Source organism: Betaproteobacteria bacterium, from assembly GCA_016720925.1.
Taxonomy (GTDB): domain Bacteria; phylum Pseudomonadota; class Gammaproteobacteria; order Burkholderiales; family Usitatibacteraceae; genus UKL13-2.
This window is the reverse complement of the sequence record JADKJR010000021.1, coordinates 1-13,357: the sequence shown is the minus strand read 5'-3', so window position 1 is coordinate 13,357 and position 13,357 is coordinate 1. Positions and strand designations below refer to the sequence as shown.

General features: G+C 58.3%; 13 protein-coding genes. 8 read left to right on the top strand and 5 right to left on the bottom strand.

Annotated elements, in window-relative coordinates:
• Positions 1–2: 2 nt before the first annotated feature.
• A complete protein-coding gene (locus IPP88_19820) occupies positions 3–911 on the bottom strand; it encodes a PHP domain-containing protein (protein ID MBL0124862.1) in 909 nt (302 codons plus the stop codon).
• 47 nt (positions 912–958) lie between these two features.
• Here IPP88_19820 and IPP88_19815 point away from each other — a divergent pair, with 47 nt between their 5' ends.
• From IPP88_19815 to ipdC, 7 genes are all read left to right on the top strand, one after another.
• A complete protein-coding gene (locus IPP88_19815; GenBank protein ID MBL0124861.1) occupies positions 959–1,744 on the top strand; it encodes a hypothetical protein in 786 nt (261 codons plus the stop codon).
• A gap of 115 nt (positions 1,745–1,859) precedes the next feature.
• Positions 1,860–2,420, top strand: coding sequence for a septation protein A (locus IPP88_19810; protein ID MBL0124860.1), 561 nt, complete (start codon positions 1,860–1,862; stop codon positions 2,418–2,420).
• On the top strand, positions 2,420–2,722 hold the full coding sequence (locus IPP88_19805) for a YciI family protein (GenBank protein MBL0124859.1): 303 nt from the start codon (positions 2,420–2,422) through the stop codon (positions 2,720–2,722). The genes IPP88_19810 and IPP88_19805 overlap by 1 nt, the downstream gene beginning before the upstream one ends.
• A 19-nt stretch (positions 2,723–2,741) precedes the next feature.
• Positions 2,742–3,020 carry a BolA family transcriptional regulator gene (locus IPP88_19800; protein ID MBL0124858.1) on the top strand — a complete coding sequence of 93 codons (279 nt, stop codon included), beginning with the start codon at positions 2,742–2,744 and terminating at the stop codon, positions 3,018–3,020.
• 48 nt (positions 3,021–3,068) lie between these two features.
• Complete coding sequence (locus IPP88_19795; GenBank protein MBL0124857.1) at positions 3,069–3,923, top strand: peptidylprolyl isomerase; 855 nt, start codon at positions 3,069–3,071, stop codon at positions 3,921–3,923.
• A gap of 202 nt (positions 3,924–4,125) precedes the next feature.
• Entirely contained in the window at positions 4,126–4,503 is a 378-nt protein-coding gene (locus IPP88_19790) for a hypothetical protein (GenBank protein MBL0124856.1), read from the top strand.
• Positions 4,504–4,635: 132 nt separating this feature from the next.
• Positions 4,636–6,288 carry an indolepyruvate/phenylpyruvate decarboxylase gene (gene ipdC / locus IPP88_19785; GenBank protein MBL0124855.1) on the top strand — a complete coding sequence of 551 codons (1,653 nt, stop codon included), beginning with the start codon at positions 4,636–4,638 and terminating at the stop codon, positions 6,286–6,288.
• 91 nt (positions 6,289–6,379) lie between these two features.
• Here the strand turns inward: ipdC and purL are convergent, their stop codons facing one another.
• Together purL and IPP88_19775 are read right to left on the bottom strand one after the other, a co-directional pair.
• Positions 6,380–10,381: a phosphoribosylformylglycinamidine synthase gene (gene purL, locus IPP88_19780; protein MBL0124854.1), complete on the bottom strand. Its 4,002-nt coding sequence runs from the start codon at positions 10,379–10,381 to the stop codon at positions 6,380–6,382.
• A 119-nt stretch (positions 10,382–10,500) separates the two neighbouring features.
• Positions 10,501–11,058 (bottom strand): hypothetical protein, encoded by a 558-nt coding sequence (locus tag IPP88_19775; protein MBL0124853.1) that lies wholly within the window; start codon positions 11,056–11,058, stop codon positions 10,501–10,503.
• Positions 11,059–11,153: 95 nt separating this feature from the next.
• Here IPP88_19775 and IPP88_19770 point away from each other — a divergent pair, with 95 nt between their 5' ends.
• Entirely contained in the window at positions 11,154–12,191 is a 1,038-nt protein-coding gene (locus tag IPP88_19770; GenBank protein MBL0124852.1) for a folate-binding protein YgfZ, read from the top strand.
• Positions 12,192–12,351: 160 nt separating this feature from the next.
• On the opposite strand, the gene IPP88_19765 is transcribed toward IPP88_19770, so the two are convergent.
• Together IPP88_19765 and IPP88_19760 are read right to left on the bottom strand one after the other, a co-directional pair.
• Positions 12,352–12,795 carry a GNAT family N-acetyltransferase gene (locus IPP88_19765; GenBank protein ID MBL0124851.1) on the bottom strand — a complete coding sequence of 148 codons (444 nt, stop codon included), beginning with the start codon at positions 12,793–12,795 and terminating at the stop codon, positions 12,352–12,354.
• A 149-nt stretch (positions 12,796–12,944) separates the two neighbouring features.
• Positions 12,945–13,357, bottom strand: a 413-nt coding sequence (locus tag IPP88_19760; GenBank protein MBL0124850.1) for a DUF1223 domain-containing protein, incomplete at its 5' end; no start/stop codon positions are given.

Below are 13,357 nucleotides of genomic sequence, written 5' to 3'. Positions count from 1 at the left end.
AGCTAAAGTGCGTGCCACACCGGGATCAAGTCCGCGGGAAGTGGCGGGAGCTTGCCGGGCTGAAAGTGGCTTTCGCCGGGTCCGTGATAGTCCGAGCCGCGCGAGGCCAGGAAATCCATCTCCCGCGCGATTATGGCGTATTCGCGGTATTGATGCGGCTGGTGGCTACCGGTGACCACTTCAATTGCCCGGCCGCCAGCCGCCTTGAAATCGTCCATGAGTATCCTGATTTCGGCCCGAGTCAGTTTGTAGCGCCCTGGATGAGCGACTACCGGCACGCCGCCTGCGACGCGGATCCATGTCACGGCTTCAGCCACCGACACCCATTGATGCGCAACATAGCCGGGGCGGCCAAACGTCAGGTACCGCTCAAAGGCCTTTCCCACGCTTTTCACCAGTCCTCGCCCGGCGAGCGCACGCGCGAAATGGGTGCGCCCGATCATCGTCTTGTTTTCGGCAATATCGAAAGCATCCTCGAATAATCCATTAATGCCGACCCGCTCAAAATCCTCGCCCATACGTCGTGCGCGCTCGAGACGTCCGGCACGAATGGACTCAAGCCCGCTCGCCAAGACCGTGTTCGCAGGATCGATGCCGAGGCCAACAATGTGAATGGTGGTGGGTTTGATGTCCGCGTGGCGGGCGCTTCCATGTGGGGCCAGTGGCCAGGTAACCGAGATTTCCACGCCGCAAATGAATCGAAGGTTCTTTTCGCGCGCCGCCTGCCCGGCTTCGTGCAATCCGTCCGTGGTATCGTGATCTGTCAAGGCAATCGCATCACATCCCATTTCGACCGCAAGCTCGATCAGGCCGCGTGGCGTCAACAAGCCATCGGATGCGTTACTGTGACTGTGTAAATCAAAATTCTGCAATTTTTCCCGAACTTTTTCACTTGATACGCAGCCGATCATCATAGCAAACTGCCCGGCTCGGCCTAAAGAACACCTACGCAAACAACATGTCCGAACGCAAAACCAGCGCCAAACCGATTCAAATACATCTAATTAACGCCGATGACACCAATCTCGCCGACCATGCACTCCTGCGCGAACGCTTTGCCGCCCTGGCGGCCTCGGTCAACGAGGCTTACCAGCAGCGCTTCGGTGGATCTGGCGGCGCCACGGATGCGGTCGGGCTGATCTCCATCATCAGTGAGTTTCTACCACTGATGCAAAACCTCGATTCGCAATACGGTGCGGATAGCGAACTGCCCGTGAATGATGCCGCCCGGGCCGTCGACGAGGCGCTTCGCTGCCTGGCCGAACTGGATGCCTGGCTTGACCGGCTGGAAAATACCGATCAGCGGGAAATCCTGCACATGGTGCAGATTGGCATCGGCTACTGGGCAATGCGTCATCAGTTGCCCATTCAAGCGGCGGAACCCATCGCCAACGCGCTCGCGGCCCAATCCAATCGCGCTGAAACTCGCCAGGACGCGGCGGCGGTCTATGCGCTGATGCAGGGCTTCGTGCAGCATCTGACACCCGCGCTGAAAGCCGATATGGAACGCTCAAACCCGGAACGGGCCTGGCGCCTCCTGAATCTCAATTTCGCCATTACCGCCATTCGCACGGCTGACGCTGCAATGATGCGCTTCGCCTTTGATACCCTGAATGCTCACCTTCCCGATGAGTCCGCAGGTTTCTACGAGGAAGCCTGCGCGCTGGCCTCCCAACCTGGATTCCCCGAGGAAACGCGGGCCCTGATTGAAACAGAACATGCGCGGTGGACACGAACTCATTAGTCGGTTGGCCGGTCGAACAATCAGATTTGTGCACCTGCCCTGAACATGCGAAAATGCCAAGTTATTGATTTTCTGTCCTCTTTGCCATAATGTTCGCTCTTTTCGTCCGCAATTAATGAAGCTTCTGTTCGATTTCCTGCCGGTCATCCTGTTTTTCGCGGCCTACAAGTTCGCCGACATTTATGTCGCGACTGGCGTCGCCATTGCGACGGCGATTGTGCAAATCATCTGGTGCCTTGTTCGCAAGGAAAAAGTCAAGCCGGTGCAATGGATCGGACTCGGGTTCATCCTCATATTCGGAACCGCGACAATCCTGCTGCAGGATGAGTTCTATATCAAGATCAAGTGGACCCTGTTTTACAGCTTGATGGGCACGCTCATCATTGCAGCCGCGGCACTCGGCAAGAACCCCCTCAAATCCATTCTCGGCAATGAAATCGAGCTGCCTGCTGAAGCGTGGAAAAAGCTTTCCTATTCCTGGGGCGGTTTTTTCCTGCTGCTGGCGGGACTGAACCAATACTTCGCCATGACACTCTCACTCGACGCTTGGGTAAAGGTGAAAGTCTTTGGCGGCACGGCGTTAAGCCTCGTGTTCGTTTTGGCCCAGGCATTCTGGCTGGCGAAATATCTACCGGATGAGCCGGCGGAGCCAGTGACCAAAGCCAAGGAAATTTGATGCTGTACGCAATTATTTGCGAGGAGATGCCCGGCGCGCTGGACAAGCGTCTCGCCAATCGGCCGGCGCATGTTGAGCGTCTTAAACTGTTGCAGGCAGAGGGTCGTTTGATTGTCGCTGGCCCGCATCCGTTGATCGACAGCGAGGACCCGGGGCCTGCAGGATTTTCGGGTTCTTTGATCGTGGCGGAATTCGCCTCGCGCGAATCCGCCATTGCGTGGGCGTCAGAAGATCCTTATTGCAAAGCCGGCGTATTTTCCAGCGTCGCCGTCAAGCCTTTCAAAAAAGTGTTGCCGGCCTAACCGGCAAGATTGAATCGATATGAACATACAAACCATCATCCGCGAACGTCTGGCGCCGCTTCATCCGGTCACACTTGAAATCATCGATGATTCCGCTTCACACGCCGGGCATGCCGGTGCGCGCGATCACGCGGCTCGCACCGGTGCGCACGATAGCTCGCATTTCGAACTCACCATCGTTTCGCCCGTTTTTTTGGGTCAGTCCTCCGTGGCACGCCACCGGATGATTTACGACCTGCTGGGCGATTTGATGCAAACCCGCATTCACGCGCTCAAGATCGATGCGCGTGCGCAATAAGCCCCAGTAACAATTTTCATGTTCAATTACCACACAGAAGGAAGACCCATGCAACTCAAATTGAAATCCCTCGTTGTCGCTGTTGCTGTCGCGTTTGCGGCACCCGCCGTCATGGCGCAAACTGCTGAAAAAGCCGAAAAGCCCGCCAAGGCATCCAAAGCCGCAAAGGCCGAAGCCAAAGCGGAAGGAAAAATCAGCGTCAATGGCGTGACCATTCCGCAAGCGCATTTCGACGCAATGAACAAGGAGCGTGAGGCGAGCGGCCAACCTGCTTCCCCCGACGTGGCAAACGCCATTCGCGAAGAACTGATCAGCCGCGAGGTACTCGCCCAGGCCGCTAAGAAAAAGGGTCTCGACAAGGATGCAACGGTCGCCGCACAAATGGACATGGCCCGTCAGGCCGTGTTGATCCGCGCATACTTCGACGACTTCGTCAAAGCCAACCCGGTTACCGACGAGAAGCTCAAGGCAAATTACCAGCAATTCGTGGCACAAATGGGCGACATGGAATACAAGGCACGCCATATCCTGGTTGACAAGGAAGACGATGCCAAGGCAATCATCGCGTCACTGAAGCGTGGCGATGCCTTCGACAAACTGGCCAAGGAAAAATCCAAGGACACCGGCTCGAAAGACAATGGTGGCGATCTAGATTGGGGTCCGGCCGGCCGCTATGTACCTGAGTTCGGCAATGCCATGAAAGCGCTGAAAAAAGGCGAGACCACCGACGTACCGGTCAAGTCACCTTTCGGCTATCACGTCATTCGTCTCGACGACTCACGCGCGATGAAAGTGCCGACGTATGACGAAGTGAAAGACAATTTCCGCCAGCGTGCGCAGCAGGAACAGGTTTCAAAGCTGGTGCAGGAACTGAAAAGCAAGGCCAAGATAGACCTCAAGTAATTCATTGTCCGCCACACGGCGACAATCAATCATCCTGGACGCGGCGAAAGTTTTGTTCGGGGATGGCGGCGCAGAAGGAAGAAAAAAGGGCAGCTACGGCTGCCCTTTTTTTCGTTCCCCAGTCGGGAGTCAATGATGCTAATCCAAACTTTCGTCTTTGCCTAGCATTGCGCCATGGCAAAAGTTCCATTAACGTAAACTCATGAATACTCCCGTCCACGTGCAATTCGCCAAAGCCGGCAACCTCTATCGACTCGATCTGAGTGCATCGCCATTGCTGCCGCGCGAAGTACCGTCGGTGGTCGAGGCATTCACGGCCAATTGGGCGAAACCCCAGGAAGTGGAACGCGCCCGCGTTGGCGATGCGATGGCCATTACACTTTCCGCCGAGCACGAGATCCGCGCCGGCGAGCGCCCCGCGGATATTGCGCGTACTTTGACCTATGCGATCTGGCAAAAGCTTGATCGATACGTCAAGGTCACGGTGGAAGCCACCTACCTCGGTGAGACGCCCGATGCGCATTTCGAGTATGGCGAGAGCGCGTATGCCGAAGCCTTCGGAGCACGCTTCGAAAGCTAGTCGCAACAGCATGCCCAATGCGGATACGCGCGCCAAGAATAATGTGCACCTGTTCGCTCCGTTGATCTGGAACAAAGCAGGACGATTCCGGGACTGGACAATGGACGAACCCAAACTCGACGCTGGCCCGCCATGAATCTTGCGGAATCACTCCTCATCGCGCTCAAGGCCCACGGCGCACGCCAGATCTTCGGAATCCCTGGTGATTTCGTTTTGCCGTTTTTCAAGGTAATCGAGGAATCCGCAATCCTGCCGCTCTACACGCTCAGTCATGAACCTGCAGTCGGGTTCGCCGCCGATGCGGCCGCGCGGATCTCCGGCGCGCCCGGCGTGGCGGTCGTCACTTACGGCGCTGGCGCACTGAACATGGTGAATGCCGTGGCCGGTGCGTACGCCGAAAAATCACCGCTGGTGGTGATCTCGGGAGGTCCCGGGCGAGGTGAATCCGGCAGCGGATGGCTGCTGCACCACCAGGCAAAACGGTTGGACTCGCAGCTGCAAATCTACCGCGAGATTACTTGCGACCAGACTCGCCTGGACGATGCCGCCCGCGCGCCCGGCGCCATCGCACGCGTGCTGGCAAGTTGCATCCGCGAGACGCGACCAGTCTATATCGAGGTGCCGCGCGACATGCCAAACGTGCCATGCGCGCCCGTTACACCAGACGTTCCCGCACCGATTGATACGGATGCACTCACCGCATGCGTCACTGAGATCCTCGAACGCCTGTCTCGCGCAAGCCAGCCTGTTTTGATGGTCGGTGTTGAAGTGCGACGCTTCGGTCAGGAAGAAGCCGTTGCCAAACTGGCGGCACGTCTGCGCATCCCGGTGGTGACCAGTTTCATGGGCTGTGGGTTGCTTGCTGAATCGGCGAATCCCGCGCTGGGCGCCTATCTGGGCATGGCGGGGCGACCCGAGGTGACGGAACTGGTTGAGAACGCCGACGCGTTATTTCTGCTCGGCGTCATTCTCTCCGACACTAACTTTGGAATTTCACAGCGGCAAATTGATTTGCGCCACACCATTCACGCGAATGATCGCGAAGTCACGCTCGGATACCACACGTATTCAGATATTCCGCTTGCGGCACTGATCGCCGCGCTCCTTGAACGCACGGCAATCAAGTGGACGCCTGCCTACGCCAGCGACAAGGCGTGCACACAACCTGTGCCCTGCCCCGCCGGCCTGGTCGCCGATGACCACACCATCGCGCCGGATGACATCGCGCGCGCCATCAACGATCTCATGGCCCGGCATGGCCGCATGCCGCTCGCCGTGGACGTCGGCGACTGTCTGTTCACGTCCATGGATATCGATCACACACATCGTGTAGCCCCCGGCTATTACGCCACCATGGGCTTCGGCGTTCCCGCCGGGCTGGGATTGCAGGCCGCCAGCGGCCGACGCGCACTGATTCTGGTCGGCGATGGGGCATTCCAGATGACTGGCTGGGAACTGGGCAATTGTCCTCGATACGGCTGGGATCCAATCGTGGTGGTATTCAACAACGCTGGCTGGGGCATGCTGCAAAGTTTCCAGCCGGAGTCTGCTTTCAATCATCTCGGTGAATGGAATTTCGCCAGCATGGCGGCAGGCATGGGCGGCGATGGCATGCGTGCCCGTACCCGTGCGGAGCTTGCCGATGCACTCGCGCAGGCCGTTGCCACACGCGGAAAATTTCAGTTGATTGAAGCCATGATTCCGTCGGGCGAACTCTCGTCGACACTCAAACGCTATGTCGCGGGTGTAAGACGAGTGTCAGCGGAAAAGTCACCGCTGCGCTGATTTCGGGTCGGCAAACCCTAGCACTGGTGCGGCTTTCATGGCATTTTATGCGCGGAAGCCGCACCAGCGCTAGTGTTTGCCGTCAAGCAGGTCAACCGACCCAACGCCTGGCATTTTGAAACATGCGCATCCACGGGCTGAACGCCGGCTTTCCATCCACATCAGCCACCGGCCAATCGACCGGTCGCCACGACAGATTCACATTCAGCGCGACCCGCTCCGGGTGCGGCATCATGATCGTAAAGCGCCCATCCGGCGTCGTAAAGGCGGTCATGCCCAGTGGTGATCCGTTGGGATTGGCCGGGAATTGTTCAGTCGCGCGGCCCTGATTGTCGACGAACTGCGCCGCGCACAGCCAGCGAACGGCATCTTGCTGCGCGGCATCACGAAACACTGCGCGGCCTTCGCCGTGCGCGGTTGCCACCGGCAGTCGCGAGCCGCTCATGCCGGCAAACAGGATAGACGGAGATTCACGGACCTCGACAAGCACGGTGCGCGCTTCATATTGTTCGCTGCCGTTGCGTTCAAGATGCGGCCAGTTTTCCGCGCCCGGAATGATTTCGTGCAGGTTGGACATCATCTGGCAGCCATTGCACACACCGAGCGCGAAAGAATCGCTACGCTGAAAGAAAGCCCCGAACTCGTCGCGTGCACGCGGATTGAACAAGACAGATTTCGCCCAGCCCTCGCCCGCGCCGAGTACGTCACCGTAGGAAAAACCCCCGCAGGCGGCGAAGCCCTTGAAATCGGCCAGCGATATCCGGCCACTGATGATGTCGCTCATGTGCACGTCGATGGCATCGAATCCGGCACGGGTAAAGGCATGCGCCATTTCCACCTGACCGTTGACACCCTGCTCTCGGAGAATTGCAATCCTCGGTGCTGCCGCCACACCGATAAATGGCGCCGCGACGTTTTCAGCAGGATCGAAGCTGACCTTGGCGTTAAGCCCCGGATCGGTCGCGTCCTGCAGCCGCTCGAATTCCTGTTTCGCGGTAACGGGATTGTCACGCAGCGACTGAATCAGAAAGCTCGTCTCACTCCAGGCCGACTGCAGGTCAACGCGTTTTTCGCACAGCAGCGACCGCGTGGCGCGAATCACCCTCAGTTCATCGCTGTCGTTGGGATGGCCGATGACATGACTGCATGTGGCGAGCCCTGCGCCGCGCAGTACCTGCATCACCACCGCACGATCTGCCTTGCGAATCTGTATTACCGCGCCGAGTTCTTCGTTGAACAGCGCGGCCAGAACCGCTTCGCTTTCGCCGAGTTTCGTCGCGGTGCTGCTGACGTCGTAATCGTCGACATCCGCTTCGCGTTCAGAATAGGTGAGCGCATCCAGATTGATGGTCAGCCCGCAGCGCGACGCAAACATCAACTCGGCAAGTGTCACGAGCAGTCCGCCATCCGAACGGTCGTGGTAGGCGAGGATTTTGTGCCCGCGCGTAAGCAGCCGTATCGCGGCAAAAAAATGTCTGAGTTGCGCGGGGTCGTCCAGGTCGGGAGCTGCGTTGCCCACCTGTCCGTATACCTGTGCGAGTGCCGATGCGCCCAGCCGGTTCCTGCCTGCCCCGAGATCGATCAGCACCAACTCGGTATCACCGGCACCGCGATCGAGTACCGGTGACAGTGTCTTCCCGGCATCCGCCACATGCGCAAATGCGGTAATCACAAGAGAAACCGGCGCGACGACCTGCTTCTTTTCGGCCCCGTCGTCCCACACCGTTTTCATCGACAAGGAATCCTTGCCGACCGGAATGGACATGCCCAGCGCGGGGCACAATTCCATGCCCACCGCTTTCACTGTCTCGAACAAGCGCGCATCTTCACCTGGAAAACCTGCCGCCGCCATCCAGTTTGCCGACAGTTTGATATCGCTGATCGCTGCCACATCCGCTGCTGCGATGTTGGTGATGGCCTCGCCGACCGCCATGCGGCCTGACGCGGGCGCATCGATAATCGCGACCGGCGCGCGTTCCCCCACCGCCATCGCCTCGCCTTGCAGCGTGTGATAACCCATCAGCGTGACCGCGCAATCGGCAACCGGCACCTGCCAGGGACCAACGAACTGGTCGCGTACCGTCAGCCCGCCAACGGATCGATCGCCAATCGTGATCAGGAATGATTTGTCCGCCACGGCCGGCAGCCGCAATACGCGATAGGTGGCGTCCTTCAATTCCATATCGGCCGTATTCAATGCAGGTAGTGTCACCGCTACCGACACAACGTCCCGATGCATGCGCGGCGGCTTGCCAAGCAGCACATCCATGTCCATATCAACCGCATTGTTTCCGAACAGGGGATCAACAACCACGAGTTGCTGCGCCTCGGTCGCGGTACCCAACACTGCAAACGGGCAACGCTCGCGCTCGCAGATCTGCCGGAACCGATCCAGCGATTGCGGCGCGATGGCCAGCACATAACGCTCCTGCGACTCGTTGCTCCAGATTTCCCGCGGGCTCATACCCGGTTCTTCTGACGGCACCGCGCGTAAATCAAACCGTGCGCCAGCACCACCGCCATGCGCGAGTTCAGGCAAGGCGTTGGAGATACCTCCCGCACCGACATCGTGGAGACTCAAGATTGGATTGGCATCCTGCATTTGCCAGCAGGCATCGATTACTTCCTGGCAACGGCGCTGCATTTCCGCGTTGGCACGCTGCACCGAATCAAAATCCAGCGCTTCCGTATTGGTGCCCGAAGTCATCGACGATGCCGCGCCACCACCGAGGCCAATGCGCATGCCGGGACCACCGAGTTGAATCAGCAGCGTACCCGGCACCAGCGGTTTCTTGTGAGTGTGACGGCTGGAAATATTTCCCAGGCCGCCGGCGATCATGATGGGTTTGTGATATCCACGCACCACGCCATCGGCCCATTGCTCGTAGGTGCGGAAGTAACCGGTGAGATTGATGCGGCCGAATTCATTGTTGAAGGCGGCGCCGCCTATCGGCCCCTCGATCATGATCGTCAACGCGGAGGCAATACGCGCGGGCTTTCCGTATGGATTTTCCCAAGGCTGGCGATGCCCGGGGATGTTCAGGTTTGATACCGAGAACCCGGTGAGCCCGGCTTTGGGCTTCGCACCAACGCCGGTCGCACCTTCGTCGCGAATCTCGCCGCCGGAACCGGTCGCCGCACCCGGCCACGGTGCAATGGCGGTCGGGTGATTGTGCGTTTCCACCTTCATCAGGATATGGGTTTCATCTTTGTGAAAACCAAAGCTCCCATCTCCGTCCGGATAGAAACGTTCAATGGTTGCACCCTGCATGATCGCCGAATTGTCCGAATACGCGACGATCGTCCCGCGCGGCGCCAGCTGATGCGTGTTTCGTATCATTGCAAACAGGCTTTTGTCCTTCGCTTCGCCGTCGATGGTCCAGGAGGCATTGAAAATCTTGTGACGGCAGTGCTCGGAATTCGCCTGCGCGAACATCATCAATTCAACATCGGTCGGGTCGCGCTTGATGCGTTGATAGTAGTCGTGGAGATAGTCAATCTCGTCGGCCGCCATGGCGAGTCCCATGTCGATGTTCGCGCGGCTCAATGCCTGCTTGCCGTCCGCCATCAGGGGCACGTGCGCCAACGGCACCGGCGCCTGTTCGACAAATAGTTCAGCCGCATCGTCAAGCGAAAAGCGCACGGTCTCCGTCATGGGGTCATGAATTGCGCCGGCGACGGCATCGCGAATATTTGCGGACACGGCGCCTTCGCATTTCACGGTGAACAACGCGCCGCGCTCGATCCGATGCACGCTATCCAGTCCGCAATTGCGAGCGATATTGGTCGCTTTCGATGCCCAGGGCGAGATCGTGCCAACGCGTGGAATCACGAGAAAACTCTCCCCCTCGTGCGCGGGGGATGCGGGGCCGCCGTAGGTCAACAACTTATGCAGGATCGAGGATTCGCGTTCGTCGAGCGTTCGCGTCGCGTGGACAAAATGCACGAATGCACTGTCGATCGACCGGATCGCCGGATGCGCTTGCATCAGCATTTGCCGAAGTTTATCGAGACGAAATGCCGATAGCGCCGGCGAGCCGCGCAGCACCAAAACAGGGGGCGCTACGGGCGGAACAACTTGAGGGGAATTCATTGGCAGGGCCGGGAAGAAAAGGTGGTACCGGAGGTGAAATTATACCGGAGGCCATCCCGTCTCTTACCGTCCTTGCCGTGCCGTGCCGTGCTAGATGCGTCGATTTGGCACTGCGTGGACTACTTCCACTTGAGGGCCACGCGAATCCCGCGAAAATCACCCGCATCGAGGCTATCCGCCCAAAGCGGTATGACACGCGGCCACCAGCGCCGCCAGGCGGCATCTCCGGGCAGGTGATAACGCAATGCCGTGAACCAGGGCGATACAAATGCCCTTGTCAGTACAAGGCCATTTTGCTCGCTGGATGCGGGATGATTCGCTGCATTCGCAAAGCGGATGCGTATCCCCAGCCGGGGCGAGTCCGCGCGAACTTTCTTCTTCATGCCCGATGGATCGGGCGCCGCCAACGGTGAAACGGGATCCAGGTCAAACAAGTAGAATGCGCCGACCGAATCCCTTCCTTTGAGCAATATCAGCTGCAAGTCCCACGCCATGGACGCCACAAACCCTGCCAGCAGCGACATGCGGATCCACACATCCATTCCGCCGATCAGCATCATCACGGGGAACGCCAGCAGTGCACCGAAGATGGTGATGCCGAGATTGATACGTGAAACCCGCAACGTAATCCAGCGCGGATCGAAGGATTTGTTTTCAGGGGCTTGAACTTCGGACATATGAATAAATCTACAATGGGGCCAATGTGGCGCTGGATGCCTGTTGGCGACATATAACTGCTTGCCTGCCGAATCGTAACCGAGAATAGTGTCCCATGAGCGAGCGCTGGATTTCCGAACTCACTGACCAAGGTGCACGTTTTGCCGATGGGCGGATCGCTGATTTTGGGGACCCGACGCGTGAGTCGTCGGCCATCAATAGTCGAGCCGTCCTATGCGATCTGTCGCACGATGGCCTGATCCTCGTGAGCGGCGATGACGCCGCTTCATATTTGCAGGCCCAGTTCTGCAACGATGTGCTGACACTTGCCGATGGCGTGGCCCAGTGGAATGGCTGGTGCTCACCCAAAGGCAGGCTGCTGGCAACTTTCCTTGTCTGGAAAGGCAAGCAAGGATATTTCCTGCAACTGCCGCGCTCATTGCAGCCCGTCATACAGAAGCGCATGCAGATGTTTGTACTGCGCTCGAAGGTCACGCTTAGCGATGAGAGTGCAAACTGGGTACGTTTTGGAATCGCCGGCGCGGACGCCGAATCAATGGTCAGGGCCATCACCGGCCAGGTTCCAGAACCCTCGATGAGCACATTGCATGTCGACGGCGGAAGGATTGTGCGACTGTCGGCCAATCGATTCGAAATCATTGCGAGCGCGGACAATGCGATTGCATGGTGGCGTGAGCTATCGCGTCAGGCAATGCGCGTCGGTGCGTCAGTCTGGGATGACCTCAAGATTCGCGAGGGTATTCTCACGGTACTGCCAAGCACACAGGACCAATTTGTCCCGCAGATGGCGAACTTTGAATTGGTCGGCGGCGTCAGTTTCAAAAAGGGCTGTTATCCCGGCCAGGAAATCGTTGCACGCACGCAGTACCGGGGCATACTGAAACGTCGCATGGCCTGGGTTCATTCGACGACGGCAGTTCCGAAACCGGGCGATTCCGTTTATTCGCAGGAGTTTGCCGATCAGGCGGCGGGCATGATCGCAAATGCCGCGCCCGCGCCGGGCGGTGGATTCGATGCACTGGTCGTCGCGCAGATCGAGGCCATCAAAGGTGGTTCGCTTGCGCTGGGGGCTCTCGACGGTCCCAAGCTTGTGGTAAAGCCACTGCCCTATCTGGTGCCTGAGTTGGCCTAGCAGCCCGTCGGACTTAGATGGAATCGGCTGCAAAATGATGTGGCCGGCGCAAATTTCCCCGCCTTTCGGCGCCAATGGAACAACCATTGGCTTGAAAAGCGTAGAAATTTTCCCTCGCCCAAATCATTTTTCGCGTCGATTCTCTAAGTCCGACAGGCTGCTAGATCTTCTTGCGCATTTCCTGATGTGGAATGCCCGCCTCAACAAATTCCGGACCGTGCGAAAGAAATCCGTGTTTGAAGTAAAACGGTGTGGCGTGCGTCTGCGCATTCAGCGTGACTTCGGAATATCCACGCAGCTTTGCATCGCGGCACAGCATCCGCAGGATGGCCGCGCCGACGCCAGCGCGCCGCCAAGGCTTCAATACCGCCATGCGACCGATCCGTGGCAGTGGCGACGGCAAAATCAGCCGGCCTGTGCCAATGACATTTCCACCCGCGTCCCGCGCGATGGCATGCACGGACATTGCATCCAGTTCATCTAGCTCGATTTCCCGCGGAACTTTCTGCTCTTCCACGAAGACGGCATGACGTACTTCTGCAAGCGCAGCCTGATGTTGCGACCAATCGCAAATTTCGACACTAAAGGGTTCGGGAAGGATCATGGCTCACAATACATTGGCAATTGGGCACGCGAATCATACCCAATTTTTGCGCTCATTCGCGTGTAATAAATTCGCACTGGCGAATTGAACACGTGGCGACGGCAAATCATCTGCTTGCGAGCTTCAAGGCCGCCGGCGCGAAACCGCGATCAGCCGCGGCAGAGCGGCGTGCTCAACGCTTGCAGGATTTCTCCAGTACGTGAATTTTGCACAAAAGCGACGATCGATAAATCGCTGCGTTTCCAGTCCGGCGCGAGCGCAAGAATTCGCCGGACCGGAAAATTGCCCTGCGCCCGGTCTTTTGCGTCGACCGCAAGTGGACCAATCAAGGCGCGCACCACGTGGTCGTGCTTCAGAAGTACGCCCTTGTTTTCACCCGCCGAGACGGGGCTGGTCAGCTTATCTTCTGTGACACCGAGGAATACCACTGCATCGACGCGATCCGCAGGCAGCGCAACCGTTGCCAGCAGTGCCGCCTCGACGCTACTTTCTGAGTATTTCGCATCAACCATGAGATTTGCACGCGGCGTGCGGGCTGACACCTCACGTACTCGCGATTGAA